The organism is Anaerocolumna sp., from assembly GCF_032079385.1.
Classification (GTDB): Bacteria; Bacillota; Clostridia; order Lachnospirales; family Lachnospiraceae; genus Anaerocolumna.
In genome coordinates, this window is sequence record NZ_DAMAUC010000001.1 from 385,332 (window position 1) to 401,656 (window position 16,325).

Below are 16,325 nucleotides of genomic sequence, written 5' to 3' on the forward strand. Positions count from 1 at the left end.
TTCACAATTACATTCAATGTAACGCATCAATCACATGGGATGAAGTTAAGGCTATTAAAATAAATGATTTGAAAGATTTTGTTACAGAAGCAATAAGAAATGGAGTTTTTCAAAAACAAAAGTAAATATTCACCTGAACCTGTTGCTTGTACAGAGAGGTTAGTATGTAATAAACATATAATGTGCTGCTAAGAAACAAATATTTTGGAGGAAAATGAGAATGGCTGATATAAAATATGAAATCATTAAAGAAATAGGTGTATTATCAGAAAACGCAAAAGGCTGGAGAAAAGAATTGAATCTCATCAGCTGGAATGATGCGGCTCCGAAATATGATATTCGTGATTGGGCTCCAAACCATGAAAAGATGGGAAAAGGTGTAACGCTAACCAAGGAAGAAGTGGATAAGTTAAAGGAGTACTGTAGAAGTTAATAATTAAGGCGTTGTGCAGAAATATTGTACAGCGTCTTTATTATTGTAATTGATTTTAATTATTTGATGATAAATGGTATTGTTAAATTGTGGATAGATTGTTATACTTTAGGTAATGTCGAAAATATACAGAAAGAGGAGAAAGAGCTTATGAAAAGAAGAATTTTATATTACCCTACAATCAATATAACAGATGGGATATGGTTGAGAAATGCTCTTCTTTATTGGGATGAAATATCTTCAATTATGCCATATCAAAACGATGATTTCGAAATATCACCTGAAATTCAGAATCTAATGGACACGCATTACTATGTACCGACGAGGCCTGACGATATTATGTATTCTGAATTATACAATGAATTTATTGATGAAGTAAAAATTAATATTAATGAATATAACCCCCGATTACATAAAAGCGGAAATTTTAGTAGCGTTCATAGGTCAAAGGTAGAGTCAACATTTTATCATTTACATAATTCAAAAATATCTAGTGATATTTTGCCTTTATTGCAAGAAAAATCAGAAATCCTTTACAGTGAAAATAGGCAGTGGATATATATTGAAGAAGAGTTGAGTAATATCTATATGGCGGTGTTGGCTAAATACCTTGCAGCTATTAATCATGAGGACACTGTAATCGGAAGTGATAAGCAAAGTAATGAAGACTACATATATAAAACAAAGAGAGCTACAAACAAATATAGTAATAGACAACCGTTCTTAAATTATAAATGTAGTGTTTTACCGGTGCCTAATATGGATACATCGATAGAAGAGATAATCGATTTTAAGAGAAGGAGAGCTGATGAGCTATTACATTTTAGGCAATTGTTAACCGAATTTGAAGAGAAATTAAATAAAGCATCTGACATTGTTGAGGTTAAGTCATTATGTATTGAATTTGAAGAAAAATTGGCTATTAAGGCTAACGATATTCAAAGAGTAATGAAAGAACGTAGATGGGGGTTAAAACCTATTTTAATGAATGCGATGGTTGGAATATCATTACCTGGCATTATAAATACGCTTGAAATGTTTGGAGTGCCGGTAAACTTAACTCATAAGGGAATAGGAATTGTAGCAGGTACTGCGTTAAGTATCTATTTGACATATAGAGAAGCAGGAAATATTAGAAAGACAGAATTAATAGATAATCCGTATTCTTATTTATATTATGCTAGGATGGAAAATATCTTGAGATAAATTGTTATAAGTAAAGTCATTATATGACCTAACAAGGTATTACAATAATAACGAATTGTGATTACTATGATTAAAAGGTAGTTGGGTAATGGGAGATTGCCAAAGTTGATAAGAAGATACTGAAAAAAGTTGAATATGAGGTTAAAAGTACTTATAACAAATGAGGAGTGATGATATGAGTGAAAACACTTATAAATTTCAAAAACTAACACCTGTTACCGATGTTGAAATGGATATTTATGAAGATGCAATGAAATATGTATTTTCAAATAATGATATTAGAAATATAGCTATTTCAGGTGCATACGGAGCAGGTAAAAGTAGCGTTATCGAAACTTATAAGGCACAGCATAAAGGTGAAAAATTTTTACACATTTCGCTTGCACACTTCGAAAATAAAGGTTCTGCAGTTGATGACAGTATCAATATAGAAATATCTGATAATGAGATTAACGATAAGGAGACATTGTCAGTAGAAAGCGTTCTTGAGGGGAAAATTCTTAATCAATTGATTCATCAGATTAAGCCAGCGAGTATCCTGCAAACTAATTTTAGCATTAAAAAGGAAATTGATAAAAAGTTTATTTTATTACGAACATTTGAAATTGTACTATTTTTTTTCTTATCTTTTTTTATAAAGTTCAATAATAAGTGGCTTATTACCGAAAAAGGGCTGTCAAATGGTATTTTGAAAAGCGCTTTACATTTTACTACTACGAACGAAATGTTAATTGTTGCTGCAATTTTGTGGTTAATTCTTTTAGCCAGAGGTTTACATCTGATTATAAAAACGCAGGTCAATAAGAATATTTTTAAAAGAATCAATGTAAAAGGGAATGAGATTGAAATATTTGAAGACAAAAATGACTCATATTTTGACAAATATCTTAATGAGGTACTTTACTTATTTGAAAATGCAGGTTCAGATAATATTGTTTTTGAGGATATGGATAGATATGATACTAACTTAATATTTGAAAAACTAAGGGAAATTAATACGCTTTTAAATCGAAGAAAGGACCTACTTTCTTTACCAAATAATGAGGATAAGAAAGAGTCTATTCGTTTCTTTTACTTATTGCGCGATGATATTTTTCTATCAAAGGACAGGACAAAATTCTTTGATTTTATTTTACCGGTTGTTCCAATTGTTGATGCCTCGAATGCCTATGATAAATTTATCGAGCATTTTAAAGATGGAAATATATTTCAACTATTTGATGAAAAATTCATGCAGGGGTTATCGCTATATGTAGATGATATGAGATTGCTAAAAAATATATATAATGAGTTTATTATATACTATAACCGGTTAAAGAAATCATCTACTGAACAGAACCCGAATAAGTTGTTAGCAATGATTACATATAAGAATATATTTCCTCGAGATTTCGCCGATTTACAAATCTCACAAGGGTATGTTTATACATTATTTGATAAGAAAGAAGAATTTCAAAATAATGAGATAGCGAAAATTCAACATTTAATTGAAGAATATGAAGATGAGATTATACATTTGGAAAAAGAAGTATGTAGTGATATAAATGAGCTTGATGCCATTTACTTTTGCCATGGACTAAGGTTAAGAGTAGATGGTGTAGAAGAAACAAATTATACAAAACGAAGTGAATTTATTGCTGCCATAAAACAAAATAATTATAATGTTTATGCCAATTCTCCTCATTCGGGTTGGTACACAATAGATGTTCGAGATTATTTCAAAAAGATATCACAAAATAAAGAATATGTGGAACGTAAATTAAAAATAGAAAATGCGGCAAAAGGGAAAGTAGAGTCCAATAAATCAGAAACTATAAAGCTTAAAATAAAACAAGATGCCATTAAAAATTGTTTTTTAAAAGAATTGGTTAACCGTGATTATGAAAAGGCTATATTTCAAGTTTCTTACGAAAACGAACTGAACGAAGTGAATAGTTTTGAAGAAATTAAGAGAAGTCCGTATTTTCCGTTAATCAAGTATTTAATAAAAAACGGATATATTGATGAAACATATCCCGACTATATGACTTATTTTTATGAAAACAGTATTAGTAGAATAGATAAGGTTTTCTTACGTAGTATAACTGATAACGATGCAAAACAGTATCAATATAAATTAGTAAATCCTAAACTTATAATTTCTCGTATGAGAGATTTAGACTTTAAAGTGCCTGAAAGCCTCAACTATTCACTGCTAGACTATCTGTTACAGAATAATGAAATCTATACAGAGCAACTTAGCATTTTTCTCAGCAGAATAAGAGATGAAAAAATAGATGACTTTGTCCTAGGATATTTATTAAGAAATATCGAGAGGGAAACTTTTACAAAAGGATTTAATATTGTTTGGGATAACGCATGTTGTTGGATTGTTGAATCTGATAAATTTCCGGTTGAAACAAAAAAGACATATATTATTGATACTTTTTGTGTTTCAGCGAAGGAAATAATATTAGCAAATAACAGGGACAGCATTTTAACTGAGTTTATAAGTAATAATGAAAAGTTCCTGGAAATAGAGAATACGGATATAAAACAATTAATAAGTGGATTTTTAAGCCTTGAGGTAAAATTTATTCAAATAGATTATCTGAGTGCTAATACTGACCTGTTTGAAGCGGTATATCAAAACAACCTATATGAGATAAACTTTTCAATGATAGACTTAATTCTTGACAAAATATATAAAATAGAGAAATCAGATGATTATGTTGACAAAACTATGACCTTAATAATGATAAATCAAAAGGAACAACTATGCCAGTATATCAAAGATAATATCGATGTATATATGAGTATACTTTTGGAACGTAAGAAGCTTATTTATGATGAGGAGGATACAGCATTATTTATAATAAATAATACAGATATTGAAGATGATGACAAAATAAAATATATACAGCTTTTGCAAACACCAATTCGTTATTTAGAAGAGATAGATGATAAAAGTATATGGACGAAAATGGTATCCGAGAAAAAGATTGAATTTAACCAAAAGAATATTTTTGATTATTACTTCCTTTCAGGAAAGGGTATGGACGATGCTTTAGTAATATATATAAATAATTATCCAGAGGTGTTATCAATAAAAGGGTTTGACCTTGATGATGCATATGGAGAAAAATCGGAATCAAAGATTTTTAATTCCATAATACAAAGCAATGAGATGGACGATGATAAATATATTGGTTTAGTAACTTCATTAAATCGAATATATAATAAATTCCCGTATCATGATGTTAAGCTGCAAAAAGTTGCTTTGCTTATTGATAGTCATATCATAACAATGACATCAGAAAATCTACAATTTATGCGTACTAACCATAAAGATTTACTTTTTAAATTTATAAAGGATAATATCGAAAAATATACTGGATTAATGGCAGAAGACCTCTTTTTATCTGAGGAATTACTGCAACTTTTAGCTTCTGAAATAGATGATAAATATAAAATAGAGCTGTTGTCATTTGAAAGCAATCCAATTTCGGTCAAAAAGTGCAATTATACAGAAAATGTAATAGTGGCAATCATTAATAATAACTTTGATAAGAATGATATACCTTATCTTTTGACATGGTATCCGGCTGGTATGCCGCTTGTTCAAGAAGGTATAGAAAAAATTGTAGAAAGGGAAATAGCAACTATTATCGATGAAGAGTATAAGATGAAATTGAGCTTGCTTTCTAAGATATTAACGTTCAAAACAATAACGAAGAATGATAAAAAATTAATATTATCAATAAATTTACCTAATCTAGAAATTGAGGTTACTAAAAAACTATTGGAAATTATTGGGGCTACGGAATTCATCCCTCTTTTATATGGAAAAAGACCAAAATATGAAAAAACAACTGAAAATAAAAGACTTTTGTCTGCATTCGAGAAGAGAGGATGGATTACACGTTTTGAAGAAGACAAAGATGATATTAATTCTTATCGAGCTTTTGGTAGACAGAAATTTAAAGGAAAAGGGATACCTGTACAGCTACTATAATATGATGACTAAGGTGAATGTGCAAGCTATGTATGCTATGATTGGTCATATGGAAAGGTGGTATTATTTTGGGTAAGATACAAGATATTGAAGAGTTAGTTGAAAAATGTGAAGACGTAATCATTCATGATTATACAAGTACAGCTAAAGAATTAGTAGACCATATTATCAGTGTCTATTCTAATGATATTCCAAATTATAGAACGGGGCTTGATTTATATGAATTTGTTGCATTTTCTACCGATAGTACTATCTCAATAGACTATATGGGGGACTTGAAGAAATTGAAAGCAAAATTGATAAACTATAAGTATGAATTGGAAGAAAAAGAGTTAGCAAGGAAGGAAGCTCTAGAAATACAGCGTATGAATGCTCAAGGAATTATAATACATAATGATAATTCATCATATGCTAGCGCATATTCAAATGTAACTATCACAGTAACGCTGGAACAAACTATGGGAAAATTAGACAAAATACTTCCAAAAGAAGAATTAAATGATTTAGAAGACAAACTGGCTACTTTAGAACTGGTGATGAAGAAAGGGGACAAGGAGAAATCATCAATTAAGATGAGCAATGTGTTGAAATTTATAGCCGATAAAGGGATAGATGTAGCCATTGCAGTGCTTCCGTATCTATGTGGATTAGCGGGATAACGAATTCAAACGATTAATAATTAGCGTATTCAAGTGCTGATTAATTTAGGAGAATTAACAATATGGATTATACGATGAAAATGCTCGAAGAACTTCAAAAATTAGAAAATTTGTCAGTTGAATACAAGGGAGAATTAAGATACCTTAGTAAGAAGATTAGAAAAGATTTTTGGATTGATAATAACGTAGAAAAACTGTCCAGCTTGTTGATGAGACTAAATATTGTTTTTGATTGGATGACAAAATATACTGGGTATTTTGAATTACGCAGTATAATTCAGTATGTAAAATATTTAAGCAAATACGGTGTTTTTGTGTGTCCACACTTGGATGGAATTTATTTTAATGAATTAATTAATAAAATCCAAATAGAAAATGCTCGATTAATTATAGAAGAGCAGTGGAAAGATGTTAATGCAACTGAGGATGGGTTATTGTCATTTATAGAAATATTTGATGATATTTTTACGAAATGTATTGAGTTACATAGTAATAAATTTTTTTATAAATTAAAAGAGACTGATATATTGTGCAGAGTTGTATCAGGATGGAAACATGACAAAGATAGATTTATCCCCTGGGTTCCTTTAACGAATAATAGATGGAATCCTCCCGGGAAAACCTACTTATATGTATCATTTTCTGAAAAAGAAAAGCAATACTCAGAGCAACTATCTCTTAATGAATATATTTGTTTGGAAGAATATAGAGCAATTAAGGGTAATCATTATTCTTTTTGCCATTTTAAGCCGTTAATTGAGGGCAATATCTTAGATTTGTCTTACAAGGACGTCTCATTAGGGAAGCTGAAAATGATAGTAGATGATTACCAAGATAAACTCACGAAGAAGATGTTTACAGAAATAATGTCTGACCCGTTGGCTGTTGAAAAATATCGAAATAATAAGAAGAAGTTAATAGGAGCAATAAAAAAGCTGAATCATAAATATCCGGTAGATAGAAATATTATTGAAGAATCATATGCAAAACAGTACTTAAAAATGATATGCAGCTGTATTTATAAAAAAGTTGATGAAAATGACGAAAGAATGAAAGAAGCTGCATACAAATCTTTTCATATATTGGCAGAGTATCTAGAAAGTAAAGGAGTTACTGGAATTATCTATCCCTGTACCAGAACAAATAAAGTTTCTGGAAAGAATCTGGTTCTTTTTAGAAAAGAAGATGCTGAACCTATAGATATTAGTATAAGAGAAATAGTTTATTAACCCTAAATAAGATAGAGTTGATATATACGAGGTAAGGGTTAGAACAATACTTTACTATTTCCTTTAGTAAAACTGAAAGCGGATTATGTTAAGCAAAAAATTATGATTAACATTCGCTGTATGAGATGGGAGGTGTAAAATGACGCTTGATGAACTTGAATTTGGGAATACATTTAGGACCAAACAAAAACTTGATTATAGACAAAAACTGATGGATTATTTGCGTAGATTTTCCTATCTCACTACGGGTAGAGCAGATGTGATGTTCTGTAATGCGTTTATAAGTGAATCAATTAAGTTGTTAATCAATTCAATTGATTTATTTGAAGATGGTTATTTTGACTGTGCTTTTTATTCTGTTAGACAGGCTGTGGAATGCACAAACAATATGTTGTTTCTTGTTAACAGTAATGAAGGTGATTTAAAAAGATGGAACCTCAAAGAACACTTTCCGCCTGATAATAAAATTAAAGAGAAGCTGAGAAAATTTGATGATTCATATAAAGAAGTTTATTCAGCCATTCCTTCATTTTTTGATAAATACGAAGACTTATTAAAAAGGGCAAATAAAATAATACATAAACAGGGCTTTGATGTCTTTTACACTTACAGAGAACTCAATCAGAAGAAAAAGAGTGATTTTTATGTGGAGTTTTTTAAAGAATTTCTTATATATGCAATAGCAAGAACAATTATTATGTATATCATTCTTGACCCACTATCCTTGGCATTATGTGATGAAAGATTAATGATGAAGATACATTTTATGCCAATTACAGAGCCGGTAGATATTGAGTTCTTTAACGAGTTCTTATCTGAAGAAATAATAGATAAATTTAAAGAAACAAAGTATTACAGGGAAGTATTTGAATTTTTTAATTCAAAAGAGGAATTAAACCCGCAGACGTATGATGTTCTGGTTTATCAAATATATGATATTCAGAGATTGCAATTAATAGAAGAGCAAAGACATTTATTAAATATACAAGAAAAATTCTTCTTAGATGTATTGCAGCATAATATTAAAGTTCAACGATTTTTTGACGGGAATTCAATCTTTGGATATATAACCTCAGATTATATCGATAAAGTTAAAATGAGTTGGTATAGTGGAGAGTACGATTCTTATAAAAAAGAAGAGCCATGTTTCAATATGAGTAAAGATGGGTTATTTATAAGTTCATTTATGTTATACGATGAAATATGGATTTTTGAACATACTACGATTTTGAATGAAAATGATATGGATTGGCTAAAGCAGAAGATTGCTAAATCCAATAATGAGCTAAAAACGCTATATGAGGAGATTAATTGGGACAGGTTTATAAGAGAATAAAATATCCTCAGAAAATGTTCAACCATGCTGTGATACATTAAGCTATAAGTGATATATTTGAAACCCTTGAACTTACACTTAGGGATGTTGATGTTGTATACACAAATTTAAAGATTTTACATATTCATAAGTTGAAAAAAAGCAATGATGTGAAAAAAATGACGTTCTATGCATATTTAATAGCTTTAAAATATAAATATCCTCAAAATTACGATTTAATTTGCCATCAATTGTTTATTTTCAATATAAAAAAACAAGTTTGAGATAGAAATGAAAAGGAATTACCAGAGCCATTATCTTTTTCGGAAAATCATAAAGAAGTAAGTGTGTTTCTTGATAAATTGCAAATGAGTTGGAATACAAAAACTATTGAAGAATTTTGTAGAGAAGATGCCAAAAGAGAATTTTTTAATTTATATATTAATGTTAAATCAATTTCTTATAATGACACTTCTATGTGAGTTTGTGAATATATCGAATTAGTAATTGTAAGGAATAGGAATAATAGAATAAAAATATATGTATTTTTCAAAGACTATATAATATTGTAGTTGAATCAAAAAATCAGACCCAGATAGGGCGTTTCGCCGCCCCGTCTCAGGTCTATTTTTTACTCATTTCAGGCCTGACCACGCATAAGCTTCTACAAATAAACACTAGAAAAATCTGAGAAGAATACTTCAAAAACATCCTAATAATCAAGTGGAATATTCACTTTTTGATTTTTTGATATGAGTGGAACACAATTCTAAAAAAGCAATTCCAGGTTTGAAACCCCACGTTATTTATATAAATATTTTATGTAAACCACCGGCTTAAGCCGGTGGTCATGATTTATGCTTTGGTAAAATCATTTATGCTTAAATCAAATGCTGCTATTATTTTTAACAACACATATCCGCTTATCTTATTTCCTTTGGATTCAAGGTTAATAATATCACTAATAGAGTAACCGGTTTTAAATGCAAGTTCAGCTTGACTCATACCTTTACTTAATCTTATCATATGTATTTTTTCATTTAATGTCATAATTTTGTTGCATCTAGTTGTTTTTCAATTTTTTTATTCAATTTATCTTCCATATCAATAGAAGAGATATATTTACTACAATTAATATAACTTTCAATGGAATATAGGAATATGGATGTTAGCTTTTTTCTTCTAAAGGGGTTAGAATTACTAGTATTTATTTGTGAGAATTCTCTATTTTGCACATAATAATGGTCTCTCATTTCTTTAACATACTCTCCATATTCATCATCTGCACTTACATTTCCCGTATTAAAAATATACATATAATTATTCAACATACGGGGTATATTCAATATTTTTCCCATATTGTAAAATATTATTAAATTATTATTGAAATGGAGATGATTTATTGATAGTGTATGAGCGCCTTTGGATAACGATGGCGAATAAAAATATATCAACGTATCAGCTAATTAAAGATTACCATTTCAGTAAAGGTCAACTTGACCGTTTAAAAAATAATACCAATGTTGAAATGATTACAATAAATAATCTATGTCGTGTTCTAAATTGTAAAATTGAAGATATCGCTGAATATATAGAGGATAAATAAGAAATGAAGGGAAGTAGTTCTCTATAGAAACTTGAAAAGTTATTCCGGACATATTTATGGAAAACGTAATACAGCAGACATAAAAACTTATGATAAGAAGAGGTAATAAATTTGTTGAATATAAATAATAGATTTGAAGTAACATACAACTCATTAAAAGAATTGGATTGTTATTTAGTTGATTTACAAAAGCACATACAAGAATTATTTTTACAATAAAGATTGTGAACAATTTATTGCTGTTGTTGATGTTGTATATACATAAATGTAATTGTAGATAAATCTGTTCTTATTAAAAAAGAACCATTATTTGATGATGAACCGGCACTACAATAGGCAAAGTAGATAATAATCTTTCTAATCATTGGAATCCAGTATGGTTTGTAAAAATAATTAATTAAACTATACAGTTATATACATTTATGATAAACTTATATTAAGTAAATATGTCGGTTATATTATGGTATGAGAATAGGAGAAATAATTGTAAGATTTGCAGTCTGATAAATAATTAAGGTTATTAACTAAATAGAAAATTGTTAATCAAGAAGTATGTTATTAATTAGCAAAAAAAAAGCCTACAAAGTAGTAAAAAGTAGTAATTTTTTTGCTTAATGTAATCAGTATACTTCTTTTTTTGTTATATAAAAATAAAAATTCATATTTCAAATTATCATTTTGTAAAGGAGTAAATTTAATAGAGCAATTGGATGAGGCTAACGAAATCATTGATAAGATGGTTTACAGAGATGTTTCTAACGAAAATTTAAAGAATGAAGTTGAATGCCTACATAAGGAAATTACAGACTATAAGTTACAGATTGAACGATTAAGAGAAACTTAATATCGAATTAGGTAAAAAGCTAGTGTAAATTTATAAATTCTTTAAAACAGCTAAACAGCTAAGGAATGCAAAGGTTTGAAAGTTATTATACAAAAATAAAACAATCATATGTACATTACGATTAAGAAAAGGTTGATAATATATGAATAAGTACACTGTTGCTCTTGCAAGACTATTTGATTTAGAAGATAAAGAATATCCATGCTATTTCATCTTAAAGGATTTGTTACCTGAATTCTTAATCAATAAATGGCTGGAATCAAAAGGAAAACGTTCGCTCCAAACATCAAGACAATACGCATATAATTTATGTGGATTTCTAAACTATCTTGTGGAGATTAATAAAACATATGAAGATGCTACAAAAGTGGACGTAGTTAATTATATTGATTCTCTTCTATTTTGTGAAGTAGATGGAGTATTCAAAATAAACTCTAATATATCTTACAATACGGCATACTCCTATCTTATAACAATAAAGGTGTTTTATAAACATTTAGAAGACAATCTAAACAAAGATGCAAACATTTCAAATGATAAACGTCAGAAAAGAAGTGCAAAGTACTCATACCTATACGGTCAGATTTGGGATATGAATATTAATGATTTCTTAGCTGAAAAAGTCAGCAGAATTAAAGGAACTAAAAATTATATCAAATGGTATTCAGAGGAAGAGAAAACAGCAATTGAATCAAAATTTAATACATTAAGAGACAAAGCAATTTTTCTTTTAACTCTTGAGGGAATGCGAATTGATGAAGTTATTAGTCTTACACTTAACAGCTATGATTCAGTAGAACGAACAATCAATACAAACAGAAGTAAAGGTAGTAAAGCAAGAATTATTCCAATAAAGAAAGCAACGGCAAAAATGATTGATGATTATCTTTATACAGAACGAAATGAGGTTGAATGTCAATTGGGAATCATAAATGATTATATGTTTATAAATTTGAGAAAAGGTAAAGACCAAGGACAAGTTGTGTCTTATAGAAACACATTGGATATTATCAAAAGAGCTGGCGATAAAGCAGGCATTGATACGAGTGAGATGAGGTCACATTCAGGGAGAAGCACAAGGACGATGGAATTGCTTCGTATCTAAGCAGAACATCCCGAATTAAATCTTACTGATGAGCAAATTCGTATATTAATGGGGTGGTCATCATCAAAGAGCCTTGAACCTTATATCAATTATCAGGATGAACGACTGCTTCGTGCTACAATGAAAAAGGTCAACAATGAAGATAATTATGAAGAAGATGATATAATTTCTACTATCAGAAAGATAAATGAGGAATAGCAATGAAATCAATAAACGATTTAGAACAGCTATTAAAGAACCACTTTTCCAATATCGCTACTCTATCGGATGTGGTTACTAAGTATGGATATGCAGTTACCCTCAATCAATTAAGAAATCTGTATAAAGATGAAGAAATCTTGGATTATATTTATCAATATTGTATTAGAGAATACTACCAAAAAAGAATTCTTATTAGTTATAAGAACTTTGCTATAAATTTTTATGGCAAACCAGTAGAAAGTAAATTGGAAAGCTCTAAGCGTTTTCATTTCGAATTAAAAATTAAAAATGAAGTTATTGAAAAGATTTTCAGCCTTCAATATGAGGATTTATCAAAGAATATAGTACAACAAGTCAAAAATGTTGCAACCTTAAAGGATGTAGTTAATGATTATGGATTTACAATTGTTCTTAATCAATTGAGGAGTATGTTTAATGATGAAGATATTTTAGACTATATTCGTCAATATTGTATGAAGGAATTCTATGAGAAAAGAATTATTATTCGGATAAATAAATTTAATATGAGCTTTTATGGAAAAGAAAGTTCATATTTAAAATATGTGGACTGCAATAATGCTGATATTGAAGAAAAAATAAAAGAAGTTATTGAAGAAATATATAGCCTGGAAAAAGATAAATTTATTAAAGACAATCGCATGGAAATGAATTTAGCAAACGATTTTTGGAGACTTTGTTTTATGAAAGGTCCTGCATTGAATAAAAGAGATTTGGATTTTTCACATATCAAATCACCTTCATTAAGAGATGAAGTGAAAATGTATTTCAAACACAAACTCAAGAATGAATATAATTACTGAACAATACCCTTATATTTATCATTTTGCCGACATCAATTCTATACATATCAGTTATTTGATTACTATATTACAAACTGATGAAGTTGTTACGCAGTTCAATGAAAAATACTCTATAGAGAGCTTACGAAAAATGGTTCAAATAATCTCTGCCGTTATAGTATGCCTTATGAAAATGATAATTATGTTTATTCTCCCAAAGTAAATTATGCAAGTGAGTTTCAATTTCGGAATACAAAAGCTATGATGAAAAATACAGAATTCATTCCAGATAGTGTGGCTGAACGATTAGATAAACACTTTTATGAATTGGGTTCGAATTACAGATTGATTTATGAAATATTAAAGGAAACTGGATTAAGGCTTAAAGAAGTTGTTTATTTAGAGGCAGATTGTCTTTCTGAAAGCAAAGTGGATAAAAGATATTTTGTTCTTGAATATACACCTTATAAGATTCTAAACAAGTTAAAATTGTCAGGAAAACCATGTAAACAGATTGTTCTAATAAATTCTGTACTTGCTAATAAGCTATACAAGAAGATTGAAACGACAGAATCATTAAGAAAACGTTCGGAAAGCAATTATATATTTTTAAGTCAAAAAACAAAGGCAGAAAACAGTATTGATATAGCAATGGCTCAAGAATCAAATTATGTAGATGCTGTTAATCGCATTATTAGTAAACATAATATCTTGGGGGAAGATGGTGAATTGTGGCATTATACAGCAAGACAAGCAAGAAAAACACTTGCTGTTATTATGGCAGAAAATGGGGCGACATCTCAAGAAATTGCAAGCCAACTGGGACAACATGATAAAAGAGCCACTGAAAAATTTTATGCGGAAGTTAGAAAAAAGAGGATGGCTCAGTTAAATTCAGATTATTATAAAAAGAAATTTGCTTTATATGTTGGGGATGAAAAATTAAAACAGTTTTCCGAAGAGGAACGAAGACAACTATATGTGGATTTTGCAATGAATGTTAGAGAAGTAGAATTTGGTCAATGTTCAAAGCATATTTCAGAAGGACCGTGTAGTAAAAGAGTTGGAAAGTCTAATTGTGCCACATGCCCGAAATTATGTACAGGAAAGAAATATATTAACAAGTGGATTGAATTGAGGGATTCACAGAAATACATTATAGATGCTCTCTTAAGAACCTATAAGCAATATAATATCACAGATTATGAAGGATTTGTTGAATACAGAAAAGAAATGAAGTTATTGAAGGATTATCAAGCTGTTATAGACAAGATAAATGAGAATGAAGGCAAGCCGGATGCTTAATAAGGAATTTGATTATATTTACAATATTGATGATGAAGATGAAGAACTAATAGAGTCATTAAAAATCTATTCTCAAACATCTTCATTTGATGATATGACGTGGGTACTTGATAAGCTTAAGAGGAAAGGGCTGGGGAAAGGTAAAAACTCTTTATATTTCGCAAATATTCCATCTATATATATCGTCATTACCAAGAAGTTTGTTCTTTCAAGATTAAATAGGCGTATAGCAGTAAGCACAGTTCAAAGTAATATAACTGGTCTTTCGAGATTTTATACTTTTTTAAAGGAACAATGTAATTCTTTAAGTTTGGATAATGTTAATAAAGAATTAATTAATGCTTATCAGGATTATTTAGAGTATATAACCGATGTAAAGAAATCAACTAAAGAAAGCTATTGGACTGCAATTACTGCTTTTTTTTCAATGATGTCTGACTTTGATGGGATTCCAATTGTAAAAATGGGAAAAGTTAACCCGTTTAGCCGAACATCGTCAGACCGTTTAATTGATAAGAAGTATATACCTCCTGAAGTTATAACACAATTTGATAATATATTTTATTATAAAGAAATTCCTTTAGTACTAAAATGTGTCTACTGGATTTGTAGATTAATTCCTTCTCGAATTGGAGAAGTAGTATCAATTCCAATCGAATGTATTAGACAATATGGAGAATTATATATTTTAACACTTAATATGTATAAGCAAAATGGTGGTTACATAGAGTCTGAAACAAGGCTTATTGGGTTCAAAAATGAAGATATGGGAGAATATCTTCTTAATCTTATTCAAGAACAAATTAAAGTAGCAGAATCATTACAGCAATATGTTGAAATGAATGAAAAAGATTTACTTTTTACATATGTAAGAAGCCAATACCATACGAATGGTAAATATAGTGGTAAATATATTTCATCAAGAATTGACACAACAACAGTGTTTACTTTAACAGATTCGTGTTTTCGTAAACAATTAAATGTACTGGCTGAGAGATACCAGATAAGAGAAAGTAATGGAAGTATATATCATATCACATCTCACCAATTAAGACATAACGCAATAACTGATAGGATATATGAAGGTTTTTCACTGCTTGAAATAAAAGATTTAACACACCATAAATCTACTGCAATGATTGAAGGAAGTTATATCCACCCAGACAAAGAGAAAACTATTCAACAAGCAAGGAAAATAGCAAATGAAGAAGATGAAACTCATGAGTTCAGAGGTAAAGTTATCAATGATAATGTTAAAGCTTATGATAAAATTATGAGGATGCCACGTTCTCATTCTTTGGGAAGACTGGGTGTATGCAGTGATATATCTGCTTGTAAAAGTGAAATGTTTGAATGCCTTTCTTGTGACTATTTTAGACCGAATATAGAGGAATTAAGGTACTTTGAAGAACAAGTATCAGAGTGGGAAGAAAAGATAATGTTATTTAAAAATAACAAGTATATGCTTGAAAATGCTCAATACAATTTGGATTTGAATAAAAAAATTGTAAGTAAAATCATTCTAATGAAGGAGACAGTATCTTATGAGTGAAAGAGAGATTCCATATAACTAAAAAAGCTTCAAGATGAAAAACGAAGTCAAACGTTATTAAAAATCCAAGAAATAA

Annotated in this window: 14 protein-coding genes; 12 read left to right on the plus strand and 2 right to left on the minus strand. The window is 29.2% G+C overall.

The annotated features are described in order from the left end of the window. Window positions 1-220 precede the first annotated feature (220 nt). From RT261_RS01580 to RT261_RS01605, 6 genes are all read left to right on the plus strand, one after another. A complete protein-coding gene (locus RT261_RS01580; RefSeq protein ID WP_313128482.1) occupies window positions 221-433 on the plus strand; it encodes a YdbC family protein in 213 nt (70 codons plus the stop codon). A gap of 150 nt (window positions 434-583) precedes the next feature. Beyond that, window positions 584-1,639, plus strand: coding sequence for a DUF6236 family protein (locus RT261_RS01585; protein WP_313128484.1), 1,056 nt, complete (start codon window positions 584-586; stop codon window positions 1,637-1,639). 175 nt (window positions 1,640-1,814) lie between these two features. Beyond that, window positions 1,815-5,633, plus strand: coding sequence for a YobI family P-loop NTPase (locus RT261_RS01590; protein ID WP_313128486.1), 3,819 nt, complete (start codon window positions 1,815-1,817; stop codon window positions 5,631-5,633). A 68-nt stretch (window positions 5,634-5,701) separates the two neighbouring features. Further along, window positions 5,702-6,292, plus strand: a complete 591-nt coding sequence (locus tag RT261_RS01595) for a hypothetical protein (protein ID WP_313128488.1) — start codon at window positions 5,702-5,704, stop codon at window positions 6,290-6,292. A gap of 62 nt (window positions 6,293-6,354) precedes the next feature. Then, entirely contained in the window at window positions 6,355-7,521 is a 1,167-nt protein-coding gene (locus RT261_RS01600) for a hypothetical protein (protein WP_313128490.1), read from the plus strand. 139 nt (window positions 7,522-7,660) lie between these two features. Next, a complete protein-coding gene (locus tag RT261_RS01605) occupies window positions 7,661-8,857 on the plus strand; it encodes a hypothetical protein (RefSeq protein WP_313128492.1) in 1,197 nt (398 codons plus the stop codon). A gap of 834 nt (window positions 8,858-9,691) precedes the next feature. On the opposite strand, the gene RT261_RS01610 is transcribed toward RT261_RS01605, so the two are convergent. Further along, window positions 9,692-9,862 (minus strand): helix-turn-helix domain-containing protein, encoded by a 171-nt coding sequence (locus tag RT261_RS01610; protein ID WP_313128495.1) that lies wholly within the window; start codon window positions 9,860-9,862, stop codon window positions 9,692-9,694. Between the two features lie 20 nt (window positions 9,863-9,882). Beyond that, complete coding sequence (locus tag RT261_RS01615; RefSeq protein WP_313128497.1) at window positions 9,883-10,152, minus strand: hypothetical protein; 270 nt, start codon at window positions 10,150-10,152, stop codon at window positions 9,883-9,885. 92 nt (window positions 10,153-10,244) lie between these two features. Between RT261_RS01615 and RT261_RS20975 the strand changes: the two genes are divergently transcribed. The 6 genes from RT261_RS20975 (at window position 10,245) to RT261_RS01645 (ending at window position 16,249) form a co-directional block, all read left to right on the plus strand. Then, entirely contained in the window at window positions 10,245-10,442 is a 198-nt protein-coding gene (locus tag RT261_RS20975) for a helix-turn-helix domain-containing protein (protein WP_313128551.1), read from the plus strand. A 986-nt stretch (window positions 10,443-11,428) separates the two neighbouring features. Further along, window positions 11,429-12,391, plus strand: coding sequence for a tyrosine-type recombinase/integrase (locus tag RT261_RS01625; RefSeq protein WP_313128500.1), 963 nt, complete (start codon window positions 11,429-11,431; stop codon window positions 12,389-12,391). Window positions 12,392-12,439: 48 nt separating this feature from the next. Continuing rightward, on the plus strand, window positions 12,440-12,589 hold the full coding sequence (locus RT261_RS01630; RefSeq protein WP_313128503.1) for a hypothetical protein: 150 nt from the start codon (window positions 12,440-12,442) through the stop codon (window positions 12,587-12,589). Between the two features lie 2 nt (window positions 12,590-12,591). Beyond that, the gene (locus tag RT261_RS01635; RefSeq protein ID WP_313128505.1) at window positions 12,592-13,413 is read left to right on the plus strand and encodes a hypothetical protein; all 822 of its coding nucleotides are present in this window, start codon (window positions 12,592-12,594) and stop codon (window positions 13,411-13,413) included. A 159-nt stretch (window positions 13,414-13,572) separates the two neighbouring features. After that, window positions 13,573-14,697 carry a tyrosine-type recombinase/integrase gene (locus tag RT261_RS01640; protein WP_313128508.1) on the plus strand — a complete coding sequence of 375 codons (1,125 nt, stop codon included), beginning with the start codon at window positions 13,573-13,575 and terminating at the stop codon, window positions 14,695-14,697. After that, window positions 14,690-16,249 (plus strand): tyrosine-type recombinase/integrase, encoded by a 1,560-nt coding sequence (locus tag RT261_RS01645; RefSeq protein ID WP_313128510.1) that lies wholly within the window; start codon window positions 14,690-14,692, stop codon window positions 16,247-16,249. Before RT261_RS01640 ends, RT261_RS01645 begins: the two co-directional genes overlap by 8 nt. Window positions 16,250-16,325: the final 76 nt, after the last annotated feature.

Excerpts from the sequence above, each read along its gene's own strand:
- RT261_RS01615 (WP_313128497.1), bottom strand. The coding sequence starts at position 10,152 with ATGTATATTTTTAATACGGGAAATGTAAGTGCAGATGATGAATATGGA.
- RT261_RS01605 (WP_313128492.1), top strand. The coding sequence starts at position 7,661 with ATGACGCTTGATGAACTTGAATTTGGGAATACATTTAGGACCAAACAA.
- RT261_RS01610 (WP_313128495.1), bottom strand. The coding sequence starts at position 9,862 with ATGATAAGATTAAGTAAAGGTATGAGTCAAGCTGAACTTGCATTTAAA.
- RT261_RS01590 (WP_313128486.1), top strand. The coding sequence starts at position 1,815 with ATGAGTGAAAACACTTATAAATTTCAAAAACTAACACCTGTTACCGAT.
- RT261_RS01640 (WP_313128508.1), top strand. The coding sequence starts at position 13,573 with ATGCCTTATGAAAATGATAATTATGTTTATTCTCCCAAAGTAAATTAT.
- RT261_RS01625 (WP_313128500.1), top strand. The coding sequence starts at position 11,429 with ATGAATAAGTACACTGTTGCTCTTGCAAGACTATTTGATTTAGAAGAT.
- RT261_RS01635 (WP_313128505.1), top strand. The coding sequence starts at position 12,592 with ATGAAATCAATAAACGATTTAGAACAGCTATTAAAGAACCACTTTTCC.
- RT261_RS01630 (WP_313128503.1), top strand. The coding sequence starts at position 12,440 with ATGGGGTGGTCATCATCAAAGAGCCTTGAACCTTATATCAATTATCAG.
- RT261_RS01600 (WP_313128490.1), top strand. The coding sequence starts at position 6,355 with ATGGATTATACGATGAAAATGCTCGAAGAACTTCAAAAATTAGAAAAT.
- RT261_RS01580 (WP_313128482.1), top strand. The coding sequence starts at position 221 with ATGGCTGATATAAAATATGAAATCATTAAAGAAATAGGTGTATTATCA.
- RT261_RS01585 (WP_313128484.1), top strand. The coding sequence starts at position 584 with ATGAAAAGAAGAATTTTATATTACCCTACAATCAATATAACAGATGGG.
- RT261_RS01645 (WP_313128510.1), top strand. The coding sequence starts at position 14,690 with ATGCTTAATAAGGAATTTGATTATATTTACAATATTGATGATGAAGAT.